This window comes from Candidatus Profftia tarda (assembly GCF_904848675.1).
GTDB classification, from domain to species: Bacteria; Pseudomonadota; Gammaproteobacteria; order Enterobacterales; family Enterobacteriaceae; genus Profftia; species Profftia tarda.
Window position 1 is genome coordinate 828,519 of the sequence record NZ_LR890047.1, and the last position, 17,577, is coordinate 846,095.

Sequence of the window (17,577 nt, forward strand, 5' to 3'; positions counted from 1 at the left end):
AAAGTACTTAAATGCATTAAAAAATTGATAGCTCAACAGAGCTATAGTTGTATTTATGCTAGTTAATTAACAAATGATTTTTAGAGCTATGCAACCTGCTTATGATGTCCCTAAGTCTATAATCAATCGCACTGTCATTATATTATTTTAAAACTATGATAATATTTATAATATTGGATGATATTAAGCAATAAAAATAAAAAAGCAATAGACATAAAAATAAACATGATATTCTGAAGAGATAAAGTAAAATAGTAATTTACTAAATATATTTTTATGATGAGGTAGAATATCATTCTAGATCATACTTCAAAAGGAAGAAGATAACTTCAAGATGATGCAAAAAAAAAATGGTTTCAGATCTCTGCTATTTTTGGGGTATTATTGAGCCATGCTGGTACAAATTATGCTGAAGCAAAAGTATTAACTTCAATACGCCCTTTAGGATTTATTGCATCAGCAATTACTGATGGTGTGACTCAAACAGATGTTCTGCTTCCTGATGGTGCGTCTCCTCATAATTATGCGCTCAAACCATCGGATATCGAACGTTTGCATAATGCGGATCTTGTGGTATGGGTAGGACCGACAATGGAGTCTTTTTTGACCAAGATTACGCAAAAAATAGAAGATAAGAATAACCTAATTTTATCTATCCTACCAAATATTAATAGTCTTCTCATTAAGAGTCATCAGGAATGCTGTTATGAATCCTTGCCACAAAAAAATAGCATAAAAAAATATAAAAATATTAATAATCTTGTAAAAACTCATAGCACGTCCTTAGAAAAGCATAATGTCTGCAATAATAGTCAGTATAATTTGCATATTTGGCTATCTCCAGCGATTGCAAAAAATATTGCCATTGCTATTCACTCTAAATTATTATTACAAAATCCGCAAAAGAAGAATAAGCTAGATTTAAATTTACGTAAATTTGAAGAACAATTAGAGCAGACAGAAAAAAAAATTGTTATTATGCTACAACCTGTGCTAGGGAAAGGTTATTTTGTATTTCATGATGCTTATGGTTATTTTGAGAAAACCTTTGGTCTAACTCCTTTAGGTTATTTTACAGTCAACCCTGCAATTCAACCAGGTGCACAGCGTTTACATCAAATCAGAACACAGCTGGTTAAACCACAGGCTATTTTTGCTGAACCACAGTTCAGGCCGGCAATAATTTCAGTGGTGTCACAGGGTAAAATAGTACATCAGGGGACATTAGATCCCCTAGGAACCGCAATAGCTCTCGGAGCTAATAGTTATATGCAATTCTTGACTCAGCTATCACAACAGTATGTAAATTGCCTGAATGAATATTAAGAGGAACTCCTGAGTGCAGCAGATAGCTCGATCTATAGCCTTAGTGTATAATAACCTCCCCCGACTAGATAAGGTAATACTGGGTTCACTAGCTGTTATTACGCTAGCAATTTCTATTGCCAGGCCCTTTTTGTACCAAACAAGGGAAGATAAAAATACTGCTAAAAATATCCATACTGATAATAAACAATTGTGCACCCTTACAACCGATGATAGTAAAACTCTGTATAAGTCAGCACTAAAAGATGAGATGCCTAGTAAATCATCAGAAGATAAGAAAGATGATAGTCTCGAGACTCATAATTACGTAGTTGCTAGTGGAGATAATATTAGCAGTATTCTTACCCAGTTCGGTATAGATATCTCAGGGGTTTCCGCTCTGGCAAAATACAATCCAGAGCTATATCACTTAAAAAAAGGTGATACTATTTCGTGGGTGATAAATGATAAAAGTGAACTACAAAAACTATCCTGGAAAGAAAATAGTTCTAAGATTCGCACCTATAATCTGATTAGGAATAACTTTAAAGAAGTTATTACATTTGACTGTGGCAATAGAAACAATCATATTATTACTGGTGCTCTTAAGGGTAATTTTGTAAATAGCGCTCGTACTGCCGGAATTAAAATGCATGAAATTAATACTATTATTAAGGTTTTGCAATGGCAAATGGATTTTCGAAAATTACATACAGGAGATCAGTTTGCAGTACTAATATCTCATGAATATAAGAACAACCGTAGTGAGCAGAGCAAATTACTAGGGGTAAGAATGCGCACTGGAGGAAAAGATTACTATGCAGTCCGGGCGCAAGATGGTAAATTTTATGATCGTCAGGGTAGCAGTTTAACGCAGGGATTCATGCGTTTCCCTACAAGAAAAAAGTTTCGTATTTCATCTAGATTTAACCCCCTAAGAATTAATCCAGTTACTGGACACATGGCGCCGCATCGTGGAATCGACTTTGCCATGCCCGTAGGAACACCAGTATTTGCAGTAGGAGATGGAGAGGTGATGATCGCAAGGCACGGAGGGGCTGCAGGAAATTATGTAGTTGTGCGTCATGGGCATCAATATAAAACTAGATTTATGCACTTAAAAAGAATTCTTGTAAAACCTGGACAAAAAGTTAAACGTGGAGAGCCTATTGCTTTATCAGGTAATACTGGCCGTTCTACAGGACCCCATCTTCACTACGAATTCTGGTTAAATAACCATGCTATAAATCCATTAACAGCCCAACTACCTTGTTCTTATAGATTGTTAGGGAAAACCCGTAAGAATTATTTAGCTCTTGTACGCCAGGTTATTCCACTTCTGATATGTTGATATATAAGAGTCTTGCATTATTCTTTATTTTTTGTATATGTCTGTATGACATGATCAATATTTAATGGTTTTAGAAAAGGCAAAAAAAGACCAAGTCTTTTATGCCTGGCTTGTAACCATATCGATATTTATTGTTTCAACTAATCTGTTTAGTATTACATGATGTTACATCATTGCACAAGAAGTTATATTTTTAAAATTTCTTGTGCTTTTATATTTGACTTTGATTTTTTAACGACTGCAAAATACTTATGATATCCTGTTTATATATGCTAGAATCTATTAGAAGTTAAATAATATAATAACCAAGGGCTGTGTATTATATTTTACTAGAAAGCAATTGCTTCTAAATTATAAGGTATTAGTCAATACAATATATTTTACAGAGGAAGCATGTATATACTTGATATTTAGGTAAGCAAGAAACTCTATTTACTAGCTTAAATAGGAACATAATAAAATAAATCATTATCAATGGAAAGCAGTAATAATTAATAGAATGGTCCCTATATAAAATTCAAATACTTAGACAAATTGAATGACTCTCTTATGGTTATGTCTGCATTTTAGGTGACGGAGCGCGATCAACTAGTTCAATATAAGCCATAGGCGCGTTATCTCCTGCGCGGGTACTACATTTAATAATGCGGGTGTATCCACCATAACGATTTAAGAAACGATGTCCTAGATCGTTAAACATTTTTGCTACGATTGAATTATTACGAATACGCGCAAATGCTAAACGGCGATTAGCAACACTATCAGTCTTTGCAAGAGTAATGAGCGGCTCAAAAATACGACGCAGTTCTTTAGCTTTAGGTACTGTAGTCTTAATAATTTCATGACGTATTAAAGAACTGGCCATATTGCGAAACATAGATTTGCGATGGCTGCTATTACGATTTAATTGACGACCGCTCTTACGATGGCGCATTACTTAATCCTTTCTCAATAAAAACTTAAATTATAATTTCATTACTCATCAACAATACTAGCTGGCGGCCAGTTTTCTAGGCGCATACCAAGAGATAAGCTACGAGAGGCTAATACGTCTTTAATTTCAGTAAGAGATTTTTTACCCAAATTTGGCGTTTTTAGCAACTCAACTTCAGTGCGCTGGACCAGATCTCCAATGTAGTGAATAGCTTCTGCTTTCAGGCAATTAGCAGAACGTACAGTCAGTTCTAGATCATCAACAGGACGCAGCAAAATCGGATCAAACTCTGGTTTTTCTTCTTTTACCTCAGGTTCACGCACATCACGAAGATCAACGAAAGCTTCAAGTTGTTCAGCCAATATAGTTGCTGCACGCCGGATTGATTCTTCAGGGTCAATCGTACCATTAGTTTCCATCTCTATAACTAACTTGTCGAGGTCGGTGCGCTGTTCAACACGAGCTGCTTCAACATTGTAAACAATACGCTCTACAGGACTATAACAGGCATCAACTAATAGACGACCTATTGGACGCTCATCTTCCTCCGAATTAATCCGTGCTGAAGCGGGCACATAACCACGACCACGCTGAATTTTAATACGCATACTAATTGATGCGTTTTTATCAGTTAGATGACAGATGACGTATTTGGGTTTGACTATTTCAATATTACTATTATAGCTTATATCAGAAGCCGTCACAGGACCAATACCAGATTTATATAAGTTCAGTATTACCTCGTTTTTGCCTTGCAGTTTCACTGCTAATCCTTTGAGGTTGAGAAGTATTTCTAAGATATCTTCTTGTACCCCCTCTTTAGTACTATATTCATGTAGTACTCCATCAATCTCAACTTCTGTCACTGCACAACCCGGCATAGACGATAGCAGAATACGGCGTAATGCGTTACCTAGGGTATGACCGAAGCCACGCTCTAACGGCTCTAGGGTAATTCTGGCGTGTGTCGAACTTAGTTGCTCGATATCTACTAAGCGCGGTTTTAGAAATTCTGTCACAGAAACCTGCATTATATCCTCTCTTTGGTGCTTCAGCCTTACTTCGAATAAAGCTCGATAATCAGGTGCTCGTCAATGTCTGCAGACAGATCGGAACGTTCAGGATTACTTTTGAACACACCTTTCATCTTGGCAACATTAACATCTAGCCAAGTCGTACTTTGACGTTGTTCAGCCAACTCCAAGGCGGCCTTTACACGAGATTGCTGCTTAGATTTCTCGCGCATACTGACTACGTCATTAGGAACCACCTGATAAGAAGGAATGTTAACAACGCGATTATTTACTATTACTGCTTTATGGCTAACTAATTGACGTGCTTCTGCACGAGTCGTACCAAAGCCCATGCGGTAAACTATATTATCTAAACGACTCTCGAGGAGTTTTAATAAGTTTTCACCGGTATTACCTTTCAGCTGGGCTGCTTTTTTATAATAATTATGAAACTGACGTTCTAAAACTCCGTATAGACGACGAACTTTTTGCTTTTCACGTAATTGAATTCCATAGTCAGATAGACGCGGTTTACGCGCACCATGCTGGCCAGGTGCCTGCTCAATTTTACACTTAGTATCAATCGCACGAACACCAGACTTAAGGAATAAATCTGTGCCTTCACGACGGCTTAGCTTGAGCTTAGGACCCAAATATCTTGCCATTTCTCTTTCTCCAGCAATATAAGAGCAACTTTATACACGACGTTTTTTTGGTGGGCGACAACCGTTATGAGGAATAGGAGTAACATCAGTAATATTCGTAATACGAAAACCAGCTGCGTTCAATGCGCGAATTGTAGATTCACGACCAAGACCAGGTCCTTTAACCATAACTTCTAGATTTTTAATTCCATAATCTTTGACTGCTTCAGCACAACGTTCAGCTGCTACTTGTGCAGCAAAAGGAGTAGATTTGCGGGAACCACGAAAACCGGAACCACCAGCTGTTGCCCAACCTAGTGCATTACCTTGACGATCAGTAATTGTAATAATTGTATTATTGAAAGAGGCGTGCACATGAGCCACACCATCTAATACTTGTTTTTTTACACGCTTATTGCGTGCACGCATAGGTGCTTTTGTCATTATTAAATCACCCCAATTATTTCTTGATCGGTCTACGCGGACCCTTACAGGTACGTGCATTTGTCTTAGTTCGCTGACCGCGTACCGGTAGACCTCGACGATGGCGCAAACCACGATAAGTTCCAAGATCCATCAACCGCTTGATACTTAGGGTTACTTCGCGACGCAGGTCACCTTCTACAGTATACCTGCCAACTGCCTCACGAAGCTTATCTATTTCCTCTTCAGAAAGCTCACTGATCTTAATATTTTTAGCAATTCCTGTTGCTTGACATATAGATTGTGAGGTGGTATTGCCTATACCGAAAATCGCAGTTAATGCGATTACAGTGTGTTTTTGATTAGGAATATTAATTCCTGCTATACGGGCCACTATACACTCCTAAAGTTTACACAACAGTAACACTTTGGCAAGCCCGCTTTCAGGATACTAAAATGATACTGACGCAATTCACCAGAGTTTATCTGACTAAAATCTAGCTATATTAACCTCAACTTGCAAGAAAATATGCAAGATACTTAACCTTGACGCTGTTTATGTTTTGGTTCTACACTGCAAATGACATGCACAACACTGTTGCGCTTAACAATTTTACAGTTACGACATAATTTCTTAACGGAAGTACGAACTTTCATTGTATTCTCCGTAACTTTTTAAAATAGATGAATCAGCGGTTATAACTTTTTAAGTTCGCTTTCTTTAATGCAGAGTCGTACTGACTTGACATCATTATAGTCTTGACTTGAGCCATAAAATCCATGATGACAACTACCACAATTAGCAGTGATGTACCACCAAAGTAGAATGGAACTTTCATCGCATCACGCATGAATTCGGGGAACAAGCAGATAAAGGTAATATAAAAGGCACCAATCAACGTTAAACGTGTCATTACTTGATCGATATACTTTGCCGTTTGTTCTCCGGGACGTATTCCTAGCACAAATGCACCAGATTTTTTTAAGTTATCAGCTGTTTCTCTTGGATTAAAGACCAAGGCTGTATAAAAAAAACAAAAAAATATAATTGCAGCAGAATAGAGTAATAAGTAAAGAGGTTGCCCGGGCTGCAAATAAAGAGAAATTATAGTTAGCCAATTCCAACCGGTCCCCCCGCCAAACCAAGATGCTAGCGTAGCTGGGAATAAAATAATACTAGAGGCAAAAATAGCAGGTATGACACCAGCCATATTTATTTTTAATGGTAAATGTGTGCTCTGTGCCGCATAAATTCTACGTCCTTGCTGGCGCTTAGCGTAGTTTACAATAATTCGTCTCTGACCTCGCTCAACGAAAACAACGAAAAAAGTTACCGCAAAGACTAGCGCCGCAACTAATATCAAAACAAGAAAATTAAGATCTCCCTGACGAGTTTGCTCAATAGTATGGCCAATAGCCGGTGGCAAACCGGCCACAATACCTGCAAATATAATAATTGAGATACCATTACCTATGCCACGCTCAGTTATTTGCTCACCTAACCACATCAAGAATATAGTGCCTGTTACTAGACTAACTATTGCAGTGGAATAAAAAGCAAATCCAGGATTCATTACTAATCCTTGCATACCCGGCATATTAGGAAGGCCAGTTGCAACCCCTATAGACTGAAAAATTGACAGAACTAGCGTACCGTAACGGGTGTACTGACCGATCTTACGACGACCAGATTCTCCTTCTTTCCTGATTTCTGCTAATACTGGATGGATAACTATCAATAACTGTACAATAATTGAAGCTGAAATATATGGCATAATACCTAAAGCAAAGATAGAAGCACGGCTAAGCGCACCGCCAGAGAACATATTAAACATTTCAATAATGGTACCGCGCTGCTGTTCAAGCATATTCGTAAGTATAGAAGCATCAATCCCAGGAATAGGAATAAAAGATCCAATGCGGAAAACTATTAGTGATCCAATTAAAAATAGCATTCTATGCTTGAGTTCGGTAAGTCCACCCTTAGCACTTTGAAGATCTAATCTTGGTTGCTTAGCCATCTGCTAATGATTCCTCAATTTCACCGCCAATAGCTTTAATTACAGCACGAGCACCTTTAGTAACACGAAGACCACGCAAAATTACAGGACGCCTGATTTGACCCGAACATATCACTCTTACAAATTTTATTTTTCGGCTAACTATATTAGCGGATTTTAGAGTATTTAGATCAATAATATCTCCTTCAACTAAATCGATATCAGATAGACGCACTTCGGTAGTTAGTATTCCTTTACGGGAAGTAAAACCGAATTTTGGCAGACGCCTGCAAAGGGGTGTTTGCCCACCCTCAAAGCCGCGACGTATGCCCCCCCCAGAACGAGAGTTCTGACCTTTATGACCACGACCACCAGTTTTACTGAATCCAGAACCAATGCCACGACCTATACGTTTGGATACGTGTCTGGAACCTTTGGCCGGAGATAGAGTGTTTAAACGCATCTCTTACTCCCCAATCTTAACCATATAGGAAACTGCTTTAACCATTCCACGTATGGAAGGAGTATCTTCACGTTCTACAATATGCCGAATACGACGCAGACCCAGACCGAATAAAGTTGCTTTGTGTTTAGGCAAACGACCAATTGAGCTGCGCGTTTGAATTATTCTAATAGTTTTTAACATGGTTAATTACCCAGAATTTCTTTAACAGATTTACCACGCTTAGCGGCGATCATATCAGGAGACTTCATGTTTACTAGGCCATCTATAGTTGCGCGAACTACATTAATTGGATTAGTAGAGCCATACGCCTTGGCTAAAACGTTATGAACTCCAGCAACTTCTAGAACGGCACGCATCGCTCCACCAGCAATAATACCAGTACCCTCGGAAGCTGGCTGCATAAAGACACTAGAGCCCGTATGGTCTCCTTTCACAGGATGCTGAAGAGTGCCGCTATTTAAAGAAACATTCATGATGTTACGTCTAGCTTTCTCCATAGCTTTTTGGATGGCTGCAGGAACTTCACGAGCCTTGCCGTAACCAAAACCCACACGCCCATTACGGTCACCAACTACAGTAAGTGCAGTGAAGCTAAAAATGCGTCCGCCCTTTACAGTCTTAGATACGCGATTTACAGCGATTAGCTTTTCCTGCAGTTCACTAGCTTTTTTTTCGATATTAACCATTTGATACCTTTACCTTAGAACTTTAGACCAGCTTCACGAGCAGCATCTGCTAATGACTGGACACGACCATGATACTGAAACCCAGAGCGATCAAAAGATACATCTTTAATACCTTTTGCCAGCGCACGTTCAGCAATAACTTTACCTACAATAATTGCAGCATTTTTATTGCCAGTATATTCCAGTTGCTCACTTATTGCTTTCTCTAAAGTAGAAGCAGCGACCAGCACTTCAGAACCATTAGATGCAATTACCTGTGCATATATATGACGGGGTGTACGATGTACTACCAAGCGAGTTACACATAATTCTTTCAGCTTCTGACGTGCGCGCGTCGCGCGACGGATACGAGCAGATTTCTTATCCATAGTATTAACTTATTTCTTTTTAGCCTCTTTAGTACGCACGATCTCGTCGGCGTAACGAATACCTTTGCCTTTATAAGGCTCCGGACGACGGTAAGAACGCAGGTCTGCCGCTACTTGTCCAACCAACTGTTTATCAGAGCCTTTAAGCATAATTTCAGTATGAGATAAGCATTCAGCAGTAATACCTTCTGGTAAGGCATGTTCAATTGGATGAGAAAAACCTAAGGATAAGTTCAAAGATTGATCTCTAACTACTGCCCGGTAACCTACACCCACTAACTGTAGCTTCTTGCTGAATCCTTCGGTAACACCAATAACCATTGCATTAACAAGAGCACGAGTTGTACCGGCCTGAGCCCAAGCATTTGAAAAACTTTCGCGCGGAGCAAAGGTCAATGTACTGCCGGTATGCTTAATTTCAACAGCATCATGGACTATACGAGTCAAATCGCCGTTTTTACCTTTTATAGAAATTACTTGGTCGTTAATCTTTACTTCTACGCCTATCGGAATAACGACAGGTGTTTTTGCAACACGAGACATGTTTTATCCTTTCGATCAAGCTACATAGCAGAGAATCTCTCCACCAATACCAGACTGGCGTGCTGCATAATCAGTCATAACGCCTTTAGAAGTAGAAATAATAGCTATACCTAAACCGGCCATAACTTTTGGCATATTATCTTTTTTCTTATAAATCCGTAGACCTGGACGGCTAATGCGTTCAATTTTTTCTACGACTGACTTGCCATGGAAGTACTTAAGCTCTAATAATAATTCAGTTTTTTTATCGCCTGCAATTTTAAAATCCTTAATAAAACCTTCTTGTTTTAGCACATTAGCTATTGCTATTTTTATTTTAGAAGAAGGCATAATAATCATAACTCTTTTTGCAGCTTGACCGTTACGGATTCTAGTCAGCATATCCGATATCGGATCTTGCATACTCATATTTTATACTCCCATGCTTCAAATTACCAACTGGCTTTCTTAAGACCAGGTATTTCACCGCGCATAGCAGCTTCACGGACTTTAATACGACTCAACCCAAACTTACGTAGAAAAGCATGTGGACGACCAGTTTGGCGACAACGGTTACGCTGACGGGACGGGCTGGAATCACGCGGCAGAGTCTGAAGTTTAAGAACAGCATGCCAACGATCTTTATCAGCAGTGTTCACATTAGAAATCATTGCTTTTAGTTCAGTGCGCTTAGTAAAGAACTTGTCAGCTAATTTCACGCGTTTAATTTCGCGTGCTTTCATAGATTGCTTAGCCATGAGTAATTCTACCTTACTTGCGTAATGGGAAGTGGAAAGCAGTCAGCAACGCACGACATTCATCATCTGATTTCGCATTAGTGGTGATGGTAATATCTAGACCACGAATACGATCGACTTTATCATAATCAATTTCCGGAAAGATAATCTGTTCACGTATGCCCATGCTATAATTTCCGCGACCGTCAAATGATTTAGCAGGCAAACCTCGGAAGTCACTGATACGAGGCACAGCAATAGAAATCAGACGATCGAAGAACTCCCACATACGTGCACCACGTAGCGTTACTTTACATCCTATCGGATATCCTTGGCGTATTTTAAATCCTGCAACTGATTTTCGTGCTTTAGTAATTAAAGGTTTTTGACCGGATATTGCCGCTAGATTAGATGATGCATAATCTAATAATTTTTTATCCGCAATCGCTTCACCAACACCAATATTTAGGGTAATTTTCTTGATCAGTGGGACTTGCATAACAGAATTGTAGCCGAAAACAGACATTAGTTGCTTGACCACTGTGTTTTTGTAGTAATCATGCAGTTTTGTCATCGTACTATACTCCAAATTACTTGATAGTTTCGCTATTAGACTTGAAGAAACGCACTTTTTTGCCATCTTCAAATCTAAATCCTACCCGGTCAGCCTTGCCGGTTAATACATTAAAGATGGCTATGTTAGAAACATGAATAGCAGATTCTTTTTCAATAATTCCACCTATTTTATTCAAACTAGAGACTGCTTTTTGATGTTTCTTGACAAGGTTTATTCCTTCAACAATTACTTTACTAGAAGAAAAGACTTTCTTTACTTTACCGCGCTTGCCCTTGTCTTTACCGGTTAGCACGATTATTTCGTCATTACTACGGATTTTAGCTGCCATAGTGCAATCCTTACAGTACTTCTGGTGCAAGTGAAATAATTTTCATAAATTTTTCATTACGCAACTCACGAGTTACTGGCCCAAAAATACGTGTGCCAATAGGATGTTCAGATTGATTCTGTAAAATAACGCAAGCATTACCATCAAATCGAATCACAGAACCGTCCGAGCGACGTATTCCTTTCTTTGTACGCACAACTACGGCTTTTAGTACATCTCCCTTTTTAACCTTACCGCGAGGAATAGCTTCCTTAATGGTGATTTTAATGATATCACCGATATTTGCATAGCGGCGGCGTGATCCACCTAGAACCTTGATACACATTACTCGACGTGCACCGGAGTTATCAGCCACTTTTAGCATAGTCTGTTCTTGGATCATTTTAATGCTCCACTGATATATAGTAGAGATTAGGATCTAAAGTTAATTTTTTAAATCCTAACGATTGAGTGGCTAGTATTATAACACCACTTCTAGAATATATGTGAAAAATAAACGGCTCAACTTTGAGCCGTTTAAATATTAAAGATACGAGTGCATTAAAGAACGGCTTTTTCTACAATACGCACCAAGGTCCAAGACTTAGTTTTAGATATTGGTCGGCATTCACGTATTTCTACAATGTCACCGATATTACATTCATTTTTTTCGTCGTGTACATGCAGTTTAGTCGTACGTTTGATAAATTTACCATATATTGGATGCTTAACCATGCGTTCGATTATAACAACAACAGATTTCTCCATTTTGTCACTCACTATTCGACCCTGCATAGTACGGATTTGATCAGTCATTACGCACTTGCCTTCTCAGTGATTAAAGTCTTAACAAGAGCGATTTCACGTCGCACTTGTTTTAAATAGTGAGGTTGTTGCAGTTTACCGCATGCTGCCTGCATACGTAGTTTAAATTGTTCACGCAGAAGGGTCAACAATTCAGTTCGCAGCTCTGTGGTACTTTTCTGACGCAACTTCTGTATTTTCATTACATCACCGTCTTAGTTACAAAAGTAGTTCTCATGGGGAGTTTAGCCGCTGCTAGCTTAAAAGCCTCACGGGCTAGATCTTCAGGCACGCCTCCCATTTCATAAAGTACTTTACCAGGCTGGATCAAGGCAACCCAATACTCCACATTACCTTTACCTTTACCCATGCGAACCTCAAGAGGCTTTTCGGTAATCGGTTTATCTGGGAAAACGCGTATCCAAATTTTACCCTCACGTTTTATCGCACGAGTCATAGCACGACGGGCGGCTTCTATTTGCCGTGCAGTTAGACGACCACGACTGATAGCTTTTAGTCCGAAAGTGCCGAAGTTCACATCCATACCTTGAGCCGCTAGCCCACGATTGCGTCCCTTATGCACTTTACGAAATTTTGTACGCTTTGGTTGTAACATGCAGCTACTCTCCCTTACCTACGGCCTTTACGCTGCTGCTTTTTAGGTTGAGCAGCTGGTTTATCTAATTGTTCTGCAGCAAGCATGCCACCTAGGATTTCACCTTTGAAAATCCATACCTTGACTCCGATTATACCATAAGTAGTGTGCGCTTGAGATGTATTATAATCTATATCAGCCCTGAGAGTGTGCAATGGAACACGACCTTCGCGGTACCATTCAGTACGCGCAATTTCGGCACCTCCTAGGCGACCGCTAACCTCTACTTTAATACCTTTAGCACCCAAACGCATTGCGTTTTGTACAGCACGCTTCATTGCACGACGGAACATAACACGACGCTCTAGCTGTGAAGCAATGCTATCAGCAACCAATGTTGCATCTAGTTCCGGTTTACGCACTTCAGAGATGTTGATTTGCGCAGGAACGCGAGCAATATCAGCTACTACCTTACGCAATTTCTCTACATCTTCACCTTTCTTTCCGATAACGATACCTGGACGAGCTGTGTGAATAGTCACACGAATGCTCTTTGCAGGACGCTCAATTACAACACGAGAAATAGAAGCCTTCGCCAGCTCTTTCGTTAGAAATTGGCGAACTTTAAAGTCGCTTTCTAAATTGTCAGCGAAATCTTTAGTATTCGCGAACCAAGTAGAATTCCAAGGTTTGACAATACCTAAACGAATACCATTAGGATGTACTTTCTGACCCATTGTAGTCTCCAGATTCTCAGAGATCGGATACGACCACTGTAATGTGGCTGGTACGCTTCAGTATACGATCTGCACGACCTTTAGCACGCGGCATCATACGCTTCATGCTTGGCCCTTCGTCTACGAATATCTTAATCACTTTCAGATCATCGATGTCAGCGCCATCATTGTGTTCTGCATTTGCTATGGCAGACTCGAGTACTTTTTTGACCAGACCGGCAGCTTTCTTATTTGCATAAACCAACAACTCCAAAGCTTTCGAAACATTCTTACCACGGATCAGATTAGCTATGAGGCGAACCTTCTGAGCAGAAGAACGAGCATGGCTATGTTTTGCATAAGTTTCCATCTCTACCTCTACTTTTAGCGTTTTTTAGCTTTTTTATCAGCTGTGTGGCCGCGATAAGTACGAGTCGTTGCAAATTCACCTAATTTATGACCGACCATTTCATCGATTACAAATATTGGAATATGCTGACGACCATTATGGACAGCAATAGTTAGACCAATCATGTTTGGAAAGACCGTTGAACGACGAGACCAAGTCTTGATAGGCTTTTTATCTCCGTTTTCCACGGCTTTCTCTACCTTCTTCAGCAAGTGTAGGTCAATGAAAGGACCTTTCTTGAGAGAACGTGGCATGGCTTATCCTCTAATTATTTTTTACTACGGCGACGTAAAATGAATTTATCAGTACGTTTGTTGCTGCGGGTCTTCTTACCTTTAGTCTGTAGGCCCCACGGAGATACAGGATGCTTACCAAAGTTACGACCTTCACCACCACCGTGTGGATGGTCGACTGGATTCATTGCGGTACCACGAACGGTAGGACGTACACCACGCCAACGACTTGCCCCTGCTTTACCTAGTACTTGTAGCATATGTTCAGCATTACCAACTTCACCTAAGGTAGCGCGGCAATTAGCTTGTATCTTTCGCATTTCGCCAGAACGCAAACGTAGAGTCACATAAGCACCATCTCGAGCAATGATTTGAACATATGAACCAGCAGAACGCGCCATCTGACCACCTTTACCTGGTTTCATTTCTACGTTATGAACAGTAGAGCCCACCGGGATATTACGCATTGGCAATGTATTACCTATTTTGATAGCAGAATCAACGCCAGATTGAATCTGGTCACCAGTTTTTAGGCTTTTTGGCGCTAAAATATAACGATATTCTCCATCTTTATATAAAACCAGCGCAACGTTTGCCGAACGATTGGGGTCATATTCCACGCGCTTTACAACAGCAGATACAGTATCTTTATTGCGTTTGAAGTCCACCAAACGATAATGCTGTTTGTGACCACCACCTATGTGACGAGTAGTGATACGACCATTATTGTTACGTCCGCCAGATTTACTAATTTTTTGAAGCAAAGGAGCATAAGGTTTCCCCTTATAAAGCTCAGGGTTAACCACTTTAACAACGTGGCGACGACCAGGAGATGTCGGTTTACATTTAACAATTGCCATTGTTTTCTACTCCTCCGACTTACTCTACGCTGCCAATGAGATCTAAATTTTGGCCCTTTTGCAGGGTTACGTAAGCTTTTTTCCAGTCATTGCGATGACCGACACGCTTACCGTTACGCTTTATCTTTCCCTTTACTACCAAGGTATGCACTGCATTAACTTCAATTTGAAATAACTCCTTAATTGCAGATTTTATTTCTGCTTTTGTTGCATCTTTAGTAACTTTAAGAACTATCGTATTGTTTTTTTCCATAACCATAGACGCTTTTTCAGAAACGTGCGTTGCGCGCATTATTTTTAGAAAACGTTCTTTATAGATCATGCTAGCCTCTCTTCAACTTTTTTCATAGCCTCATCAGTCATAATAATTTTATCAAAGGCTATTAAACTCATAGGGTCAATGCCTGTTACAGAACGGACATCAATCTTATAAAGGTTGCGAGCAGCCAAAAACATATGTTTATCCACTGCTAAAGTTATAATAAGCACTTCTTTTAACGACATCTCTTTTAGTTTCTGTACTAGCAGCTTAGTTTTAGGAGCTTCTATAGTAAAATCATCAACAACAATCAGGCGTTCTTGACGCACAAGTTCAGAGAGAATGCTCTTTAGTGCGCCGCGATACATCTTTTTATTAACTTTTTGACCATGATCCTGAGGCTTTGCAGCAAATGTAACGCCACCAGATCGCCAGATAGGACTCTTTGCAGAGCCAGCCCGAGCACGACCAGTACCTTTCTGACGCCAAGGTTTTTTACCTGAACCAGTTACTTCAGCGCGAGTTTTTTGGGAGCGAGTACCTTGACGAGAGCCAGCTGCATAGGCAACCACTACCTGGTGTACTAGTGCTTTGTTGAAATCACAATCGAAGGTAGTTTCGGAAACATTCAATGCTTTTTTCGCGCCTTTCATTACTAATTCCATTTTATTGTCTCACACCTTAACAGCAGGCTTAACTATAAGATTGCTACCTGTTGTGCCTGGCACAGGACCTTTAACCAGCAGTATATTGCGCTCAGTGTCCACAAGCACTACATCCAAGTTATGAATAGTGACACGTTCCTTACCTAGTTGACCTGCCATTTTTTTTCCTTTGAATACTTTACCTGGAGTTTGGTTCTGACCAATAGAACCTGGCACTCGGTGAGATAAGGAGTTACCATGAGTAGCATCTTGAGTACGGAAATTCCAGCGCTTTACTGTGCCTGCGAAACCCTTGCCTTTAGAAGTGCCTGTAACTGTTATCTTTTTAACTTTAGCAAAGATATCAACGCTAATACTCTGACCTACAGTCAGAGCTTCATCTGCACTGAGACGGAATTCATGCAGAATACTACCAGCTTCTATCCCAGCTTTTTTAAAATGTCCCGCTGCTGCTTTAGATATACGATTTGCTTTCTTGATTCCTGTAGTTACCTGAACAGCACGATATCCATCATTATTCAGGGTTTTTACCTGAGTAACACGATTTATTTCTATTAAGATAATTGTTACCGGGACAGAGATACCATCTTTAGTGAAGATGCGAGTCATGCCGACCTTTTTACCGACTAAACCAATCATTTATTGAACCTCTCACTCGTTCAGTGACCCTCACTAACCCAGGCTAATCTGCACGTCTACGCCAGCAGCTAGGTCTAGACGCATTAAAGCATCAACAGTTTTCTCTGTTGGCTCTACTATATCAACAAGACGCTTATGGGTCCGTATTTCGTACTGATCGCGCGCATCTTTATTGACATGCGGAGAGATCAGAACAGTAAGGCGCTCTTTGCGAGTTGGTAGCGGTATCGGTCCACGAACTTGCGCACCAGTGCGTTTGGCAGTATCAACAATTTCCGCAGTTGATTTATCGATTAGACGATGATCAAAAGCTTTCAGACGTATACGGATTCTTTGGTTCTGCATGAGATCAGAACTCCATTATTTTATAAAAATAAGAAATTACTCTTCACACCCATTTTAATTGATGGGGAATGTAATCTTGAGCATATAACTGCTTATATAGGAGTATTATTAAATATTTTTAATTGTTTATTTTTTTAAAAGGGTTTCATATTTTTTATGTAAACAAGCATATTATAATTCAAGAATAGATCAGAAAGCAAATTAAATACATAAAACATAAAATAATGATTTTAACTCACATTAAGATAACGTTCTTGTCATATACTATGAGCTTAAGATATATATCAAAAAATCAATAAAAGCAAGACTCAATATTATTACATGACTTATTATATCTAACGGTAGTACTTAACTATATCACAGAATTATTATCTATCTATGACATGCAGATGCTTTTTTAATAAAGTAATTACTATGATTCGTATAAGATAATAAACCTATTCTAAAGTTTTTATCTGTGCCAGACTTAATAAGTTTTATGTCGAATAAGCTTCAAAAAATTTGAATATCCACACTAGATAATACATAAATAATTTTATTTTGCCACGTATCTTTGTATTCGTAAAATATACATTTTTTTCAAAAAATATCTTTATATATATGGCTTCTTTCTAGAATAACCAAAAAAATAAATTTATTATCTGTTTTCTTTAAGAAAATATTTCAGATACGATCAGCACTTATTTCGCAGATAACCTTTACAAGGTCGCATAGAATAA

At 39.2% G+C, this 17,577-nt stretch carries 30 protein-coding genes; 2 read left to right on the top strand and 28 right to left on the bottom strand.

Annotation, left to right across the window (positions count from 1 at the left end; all coding sequences use genetic code 11):
• Positions 1-384: 384 nt before the first annotated feature.
• Together znuA and mepM are read left to right on the top strand one after the other, a co-directional pair.
• On the top strand, positions 385-1,326 hold the full coding sequence (gene znuA / locus KTT71_RS02250; protein WP_246543817.1) for a zinc ABC transporter substrate-binding protein ZnuA: 942 nt from the start codon (positions 385-387) through the stop codon (positions 1,324-1,326).
• A 13-nt stretch (positions 1,327-1,339) separates the two neighbouring features.
• Positions 1,340-2,656, top strand: coding sequence for a murein DD-endopeptidase MepM (gene mepM / locus KTT71_RS02255; RefSeq protein ID WP_216782243.1), 1,317 nt, complete (start codon positions 1,340-1,342; stop codon positions 2,654-2,656).
• A 553-nt stretch (positions 2,657-3,209) separates the two neighbouring features.
• Here mepM and rplQ read toward each other — a convergent pair.
• The 28 genes from rplQ to rpsJ all read right to left on the bottom strand — a co-directional run bounded on the left by rplQ (position 3,210) and on the right by rpsJ (position 16,858).
• Positions 3,210-3,590, bottom strand: coding sequence for a 50S ribosomal protein L17 (rplQ, locus tag KTT71_RS02260; protein WP_216782244.1), 381 nt, complete (start codon positions 3,588-3,590; stop codon positions 3,210-3,212).
• A 41-nt stretch (positions 3,591-3,631) separates the two neighbouring features.
• Positions 3,632-4,621 (bottom strand): DNA-directed RNA polymerase subunit alpha, encoded by a 990-nt coding sequence (locus KTT71_RS02265; RefSeq protein WP_216782245.1) that lies wholly within the window; start codon positions 4,619-4,621, stop codon positions 3,632-3,634.
• A gap of 26 nt (positions 4,622-4,647) precedes the next feature.
• Positions 4,648-5,268 (bottom strand): 30S ribosomal protein S4, encoded by a 621-nt coding sequence (gene rpsD, locus KTT71_RS02270; RefSeq protein WP_216782246.1) that lies wholly within the window; start codon positions 5,266-5,268, stop codon positions 4,648-4,650.
• Positions 5,269-5,298: 30 nt separating this feature from the next.
• Positions 5,299-5,691 carry a 30S ribosomal protein S11 gene (gene rpsK / locus KTT71_RS02275; RefSeq protein WP_216782247.1) on the bottom strand — a complete coding sequence of 131 codons (393 nt, stop codon included), beginning with the start codon at positions 5,689-5,691 and terminating at the stop codon, positions 5,299-5,301.
• Between the two features lie 16 nt (positions 5,692-5,707).
• Positions 5,708-6,064 carry a 30S ribosomal protein S13 gene (gene rpsM / locus KTT71_RS02280; protein ID WP_216782248.1) on the bottom strand — a complete coding sequence of 119 codons (357 nt, stop codon included), beginning with the start codon at positions 6,062-6,064 and terminating at the stop codon, positions 5,708-5,710.
• A 146-nt stretch (positions 6,065-6,210) separates the two neighbouring features.
• Complete coding sequence (gene rpmJ / locus KTT71_RS02285; protein WP_216782249.1) at positions 6,211-6,327, bottom strand: 50S ribosomal protein L36; 117 nt, start codon at positions 6,325-6,327, stop codon at positions 6,211-6,213.
• 32 nt (positions 6,328-6,359) lie between these two features.
• A complete protein-coding gene (gene secY, locus KTT71_RS02290; protein ID WP_216782250.1) occupies positions 6,360-7,691 on the bottom strand; it encodes a preprotein translocase subunit SecY in 1,332 nt (443 codons plus the stop codon).
• Entirely contained in the window at positions 7,684-8,133 is a 450-nt protein-coding gene (rplO, locus tag KTT71_RS02295) for a 50S ribosomal protein L15 (protein WP_216782251.1), read from the bottom strand. The genes secY and rplO overlap by 8 nt, the downstream gene beginning before the upstream one ends.
• Before the next feature lie 3 nt (positions 8,134-8,136).
• The gene (gene rpmD, locus KTT71_RS02300; protein WP_216782252.1) at positions 8,137-8,316 is read right to left on the bottom strand and encodes a 50S ribosomal protein L30; all 180 of its coding nucleotides are present in this window, start codon (positions 8,314-8,316) and stop codon (positions 8,137-8,139) included.
• A gap of 2 nt (positions 8,317-8,318) precedes the next feature.
• Entirely contained in the window at positions 8,319-8,822 is a 504-nt protein-coding gene (rpsE, locus tag KTT71_RS02305; protein ID WP_216782253.1) for a 30S ribosomal protein S5, read from the bottom strand.
• Between the two features lie 14 nt (positions 8,823-8,836).
• On the bottom strand, positions 8,837-9,190 hold the full coding sequence (gene rplR, locus KTT71_RS02310; RefSeq protein WP_216782254.1) for a 50S ribosomal protein L18: 354 nt from the start codon (positions 9,188-9,190) through the stop codon (positions 8,837-8,839).
• Between the two features lie 9 nt (positions 9,191-9,199).
• Positions 9,200-9,733, bottom strand: a complete 534-nt coding sequence (gene rplF, locus KTT71_RS02315) for a 50S ribosomal protein L6 (RefSeq protein WP_216782255.1) — start codon at positions 9,731-9,733, stop codon at positions 9,200-9,202.
• A 15-nt stretch (positions 9,734-9,748) separates the two neighbouring features.
• The gene (rpsH, locus tag KTT71_RS02320) at positions 9,749-10,141 is read right to left on the bottom strand and encodes a 30S ribosomal protein S8 (RefSeq protein WP_216782256.1); all 393 of its coding nucleotides are present in this window, start codon (positions 10,139-10,141) and stop codon (positions 9,749-9,751) included.
• 23 nt (positions 10,142-10,164) lie between these two features.
• Positions 10,165-10,470, bottom strand: coding sequence for a 30S ribosomal protein S14 (gene rpsN, locus KTT71_RS02325; protein ID WP_216782257.1), 306 nt, complete (start codon positions 10,468-10,470; stop codon positions 10,165-10,167).
• A 13-nt stretch (positions 10,471-10,483) separates the two neighbouring features.
• A complete protein-coding gene (gene rplE / locus KTT71_RS02330) occupies positions 10,484-11,023 on the bottom strand; it encodes a 50S ribosomal protein L5 (RefSeq protein WP_216782258.1) in 540 nt (179 codons plus the stop codon).
• Positions 11,024-11,039: 16 nt separating this feature from the next.
• A complete protein-coding gene (gene rplX / locus KTT71_RS02335) occupies positions 11,040-11,354 on the bottom strand; it encodes a 50S ribosomal protein L24 (RefSeq protein WP_216782259.1) in 315 nt (104 codons plus the stop codon).
• Between the two features lie 10 nt (positions 11,355-11,364).
• Positions 11,365-11,736, bottom strand: a complete 372-nt coding sequence (gene rplN, locus KTT71_RS02340) for a 50S ribosomal protein L14 (protein ID WP_216782260.1) — start codon at positions 11,734-11,736, stop codon at positions 11,365-11,367.
• A 158-nt stretch (positions 11,737-11,894) separates the two neighbouring features.
• Positions 11,895-12,149 (bottom strand): 30S ribosomal protein S17, encoded by a 255-nt coding sequence (gene rpsQ / locus KTT71_RS02345; protein ID WP_216782261.1) that lies wholly within the window; start codon positions 12,147-12,149, stop codon positions 11,895-11,897.
• Entirely contained in the window at positions 12,149-12,340 is a 192-nt protein-coding gene (gene rpmC / locus KTT71_RS02350) for a 50S ribosomal protein L29 (RefSeq protein ID WP_216782262.1), read from the bottom strand. Before rpmC ends, rpsQ begins: the two co-directional genes overlap by 1 nt.
• Positions 12,340-12,753: a 50S ribosomal protein L16 gene (rplP, locus tag KTT71_RS02355; protein ID WP_216782263.1), complete on the bottom strand. Its 414-nt coding sequence runs from the start codon at positions 12,751-12,753 to the stop codon at positions 12,340-12,342. The genes rpmC and rplP overlap by 1 nt, the downstream gene beginning before the upstream one ends.
• Positions 12,754-12,767: 14 nt before the next feature.
• The gene (gene rpsC / locus KTT71_RS02360; RefSeq protein ID WP_216782264.1) at positions 12,768-13,469 is read right to left on the bottom strand and encodes a 30S ribosomal protein S3; all 702 of its coding nucleotides are present in this window, start codon (positions 13,467-13,469) and stop codon (positions 12,768-12,770) included.
• A gap of 16 nt (positions 13,470-13,485) precedes the next feature.
• On the bottom strand, positions 13,486-13,818 hold the full coding sequence (rplV, locus tag KTT71_RS02365) for a 50S ribosomal protein L22 (RefSeq protein WP_216782265.1): 333 nt from the start codon (positions 13,816-13,818) through the stop codon (positions 13,486-13,488).
• A gap of 14 nt (positions 13,819-13,832) precedes the next feature.
• Complete coding sequence (gene rpsS, locus KTT71_RS02370) at positions 13,833-14,111, bottom strand: 30S ribosomal protein S19 (RefSeq protein ID WP_216782266.1); 279 nt, start codon at positions 14,109-14,111, stop codon at positions 13,833-13,835.
• 14 nt (positions 14,112-14,125) lie between these two features.
• Entirely contained in the window at positions 14,126-14,950 is an 825-nt protein-coding gene (rplB, locus tag KTT71_RS02375) for a 50S ribosomal protein L2 (RefSeq protein WP_216782267.1), read from the bottom strand.
• A 19-nt stretch (positions 14,951-14,969) separates the two neighbouring features.
• Complete coding sequence (rplW, locus tag KTT71_RS02380; protein ID WP_216782268.1) at positions 14,970-15,272, bottom strand: 50S ribosomal protein L23; 303 nt, start codon at positions 15,270-15,272, stop codon at positions 14,970-14,972.
• Entirely contained in the window at positions 15,269-15,874 is a 606-nt protein-coding gene (gene rplD / locus KTT71_RS02385) for a 50S ribosomal protein L4 (RefSeq protein ID WP_216782269.1), read from the bottom strand. Before rplD ends, rplW begins: the two co-directional genes overlap by 4 nt.
• A 9-nt stretch (positions 15,875-15,883) precedes the next feature.
• The gene (gene rplC / locus KTT71_RS02390; protein WP_216782270.1) at positions 15,884-16,513 is read right to left on the bottom strand and encodes a 50S ribosomal protein L3; all 630 of its coding nucleotides are present in this window, start codon (positions 16,511-16,513) and stop codon (positions 15,884-15,886) included.
• A gap of 33 nt (positions 16,514-16,546) precedes the next feature.
• Positions 16,547-16,858, bottom strand: a complete 312-nt coding sequence (gene rpsJ, locus KTT71_RS02395) for a 30S ribosomal protein S10 (protein WP_216782271.1) — start codon at positions 16,856-16,858, stop codon at positions 16,547-16,549.
• Positions 16,859-17,577 lie beyond the last annotated feature (719 nt).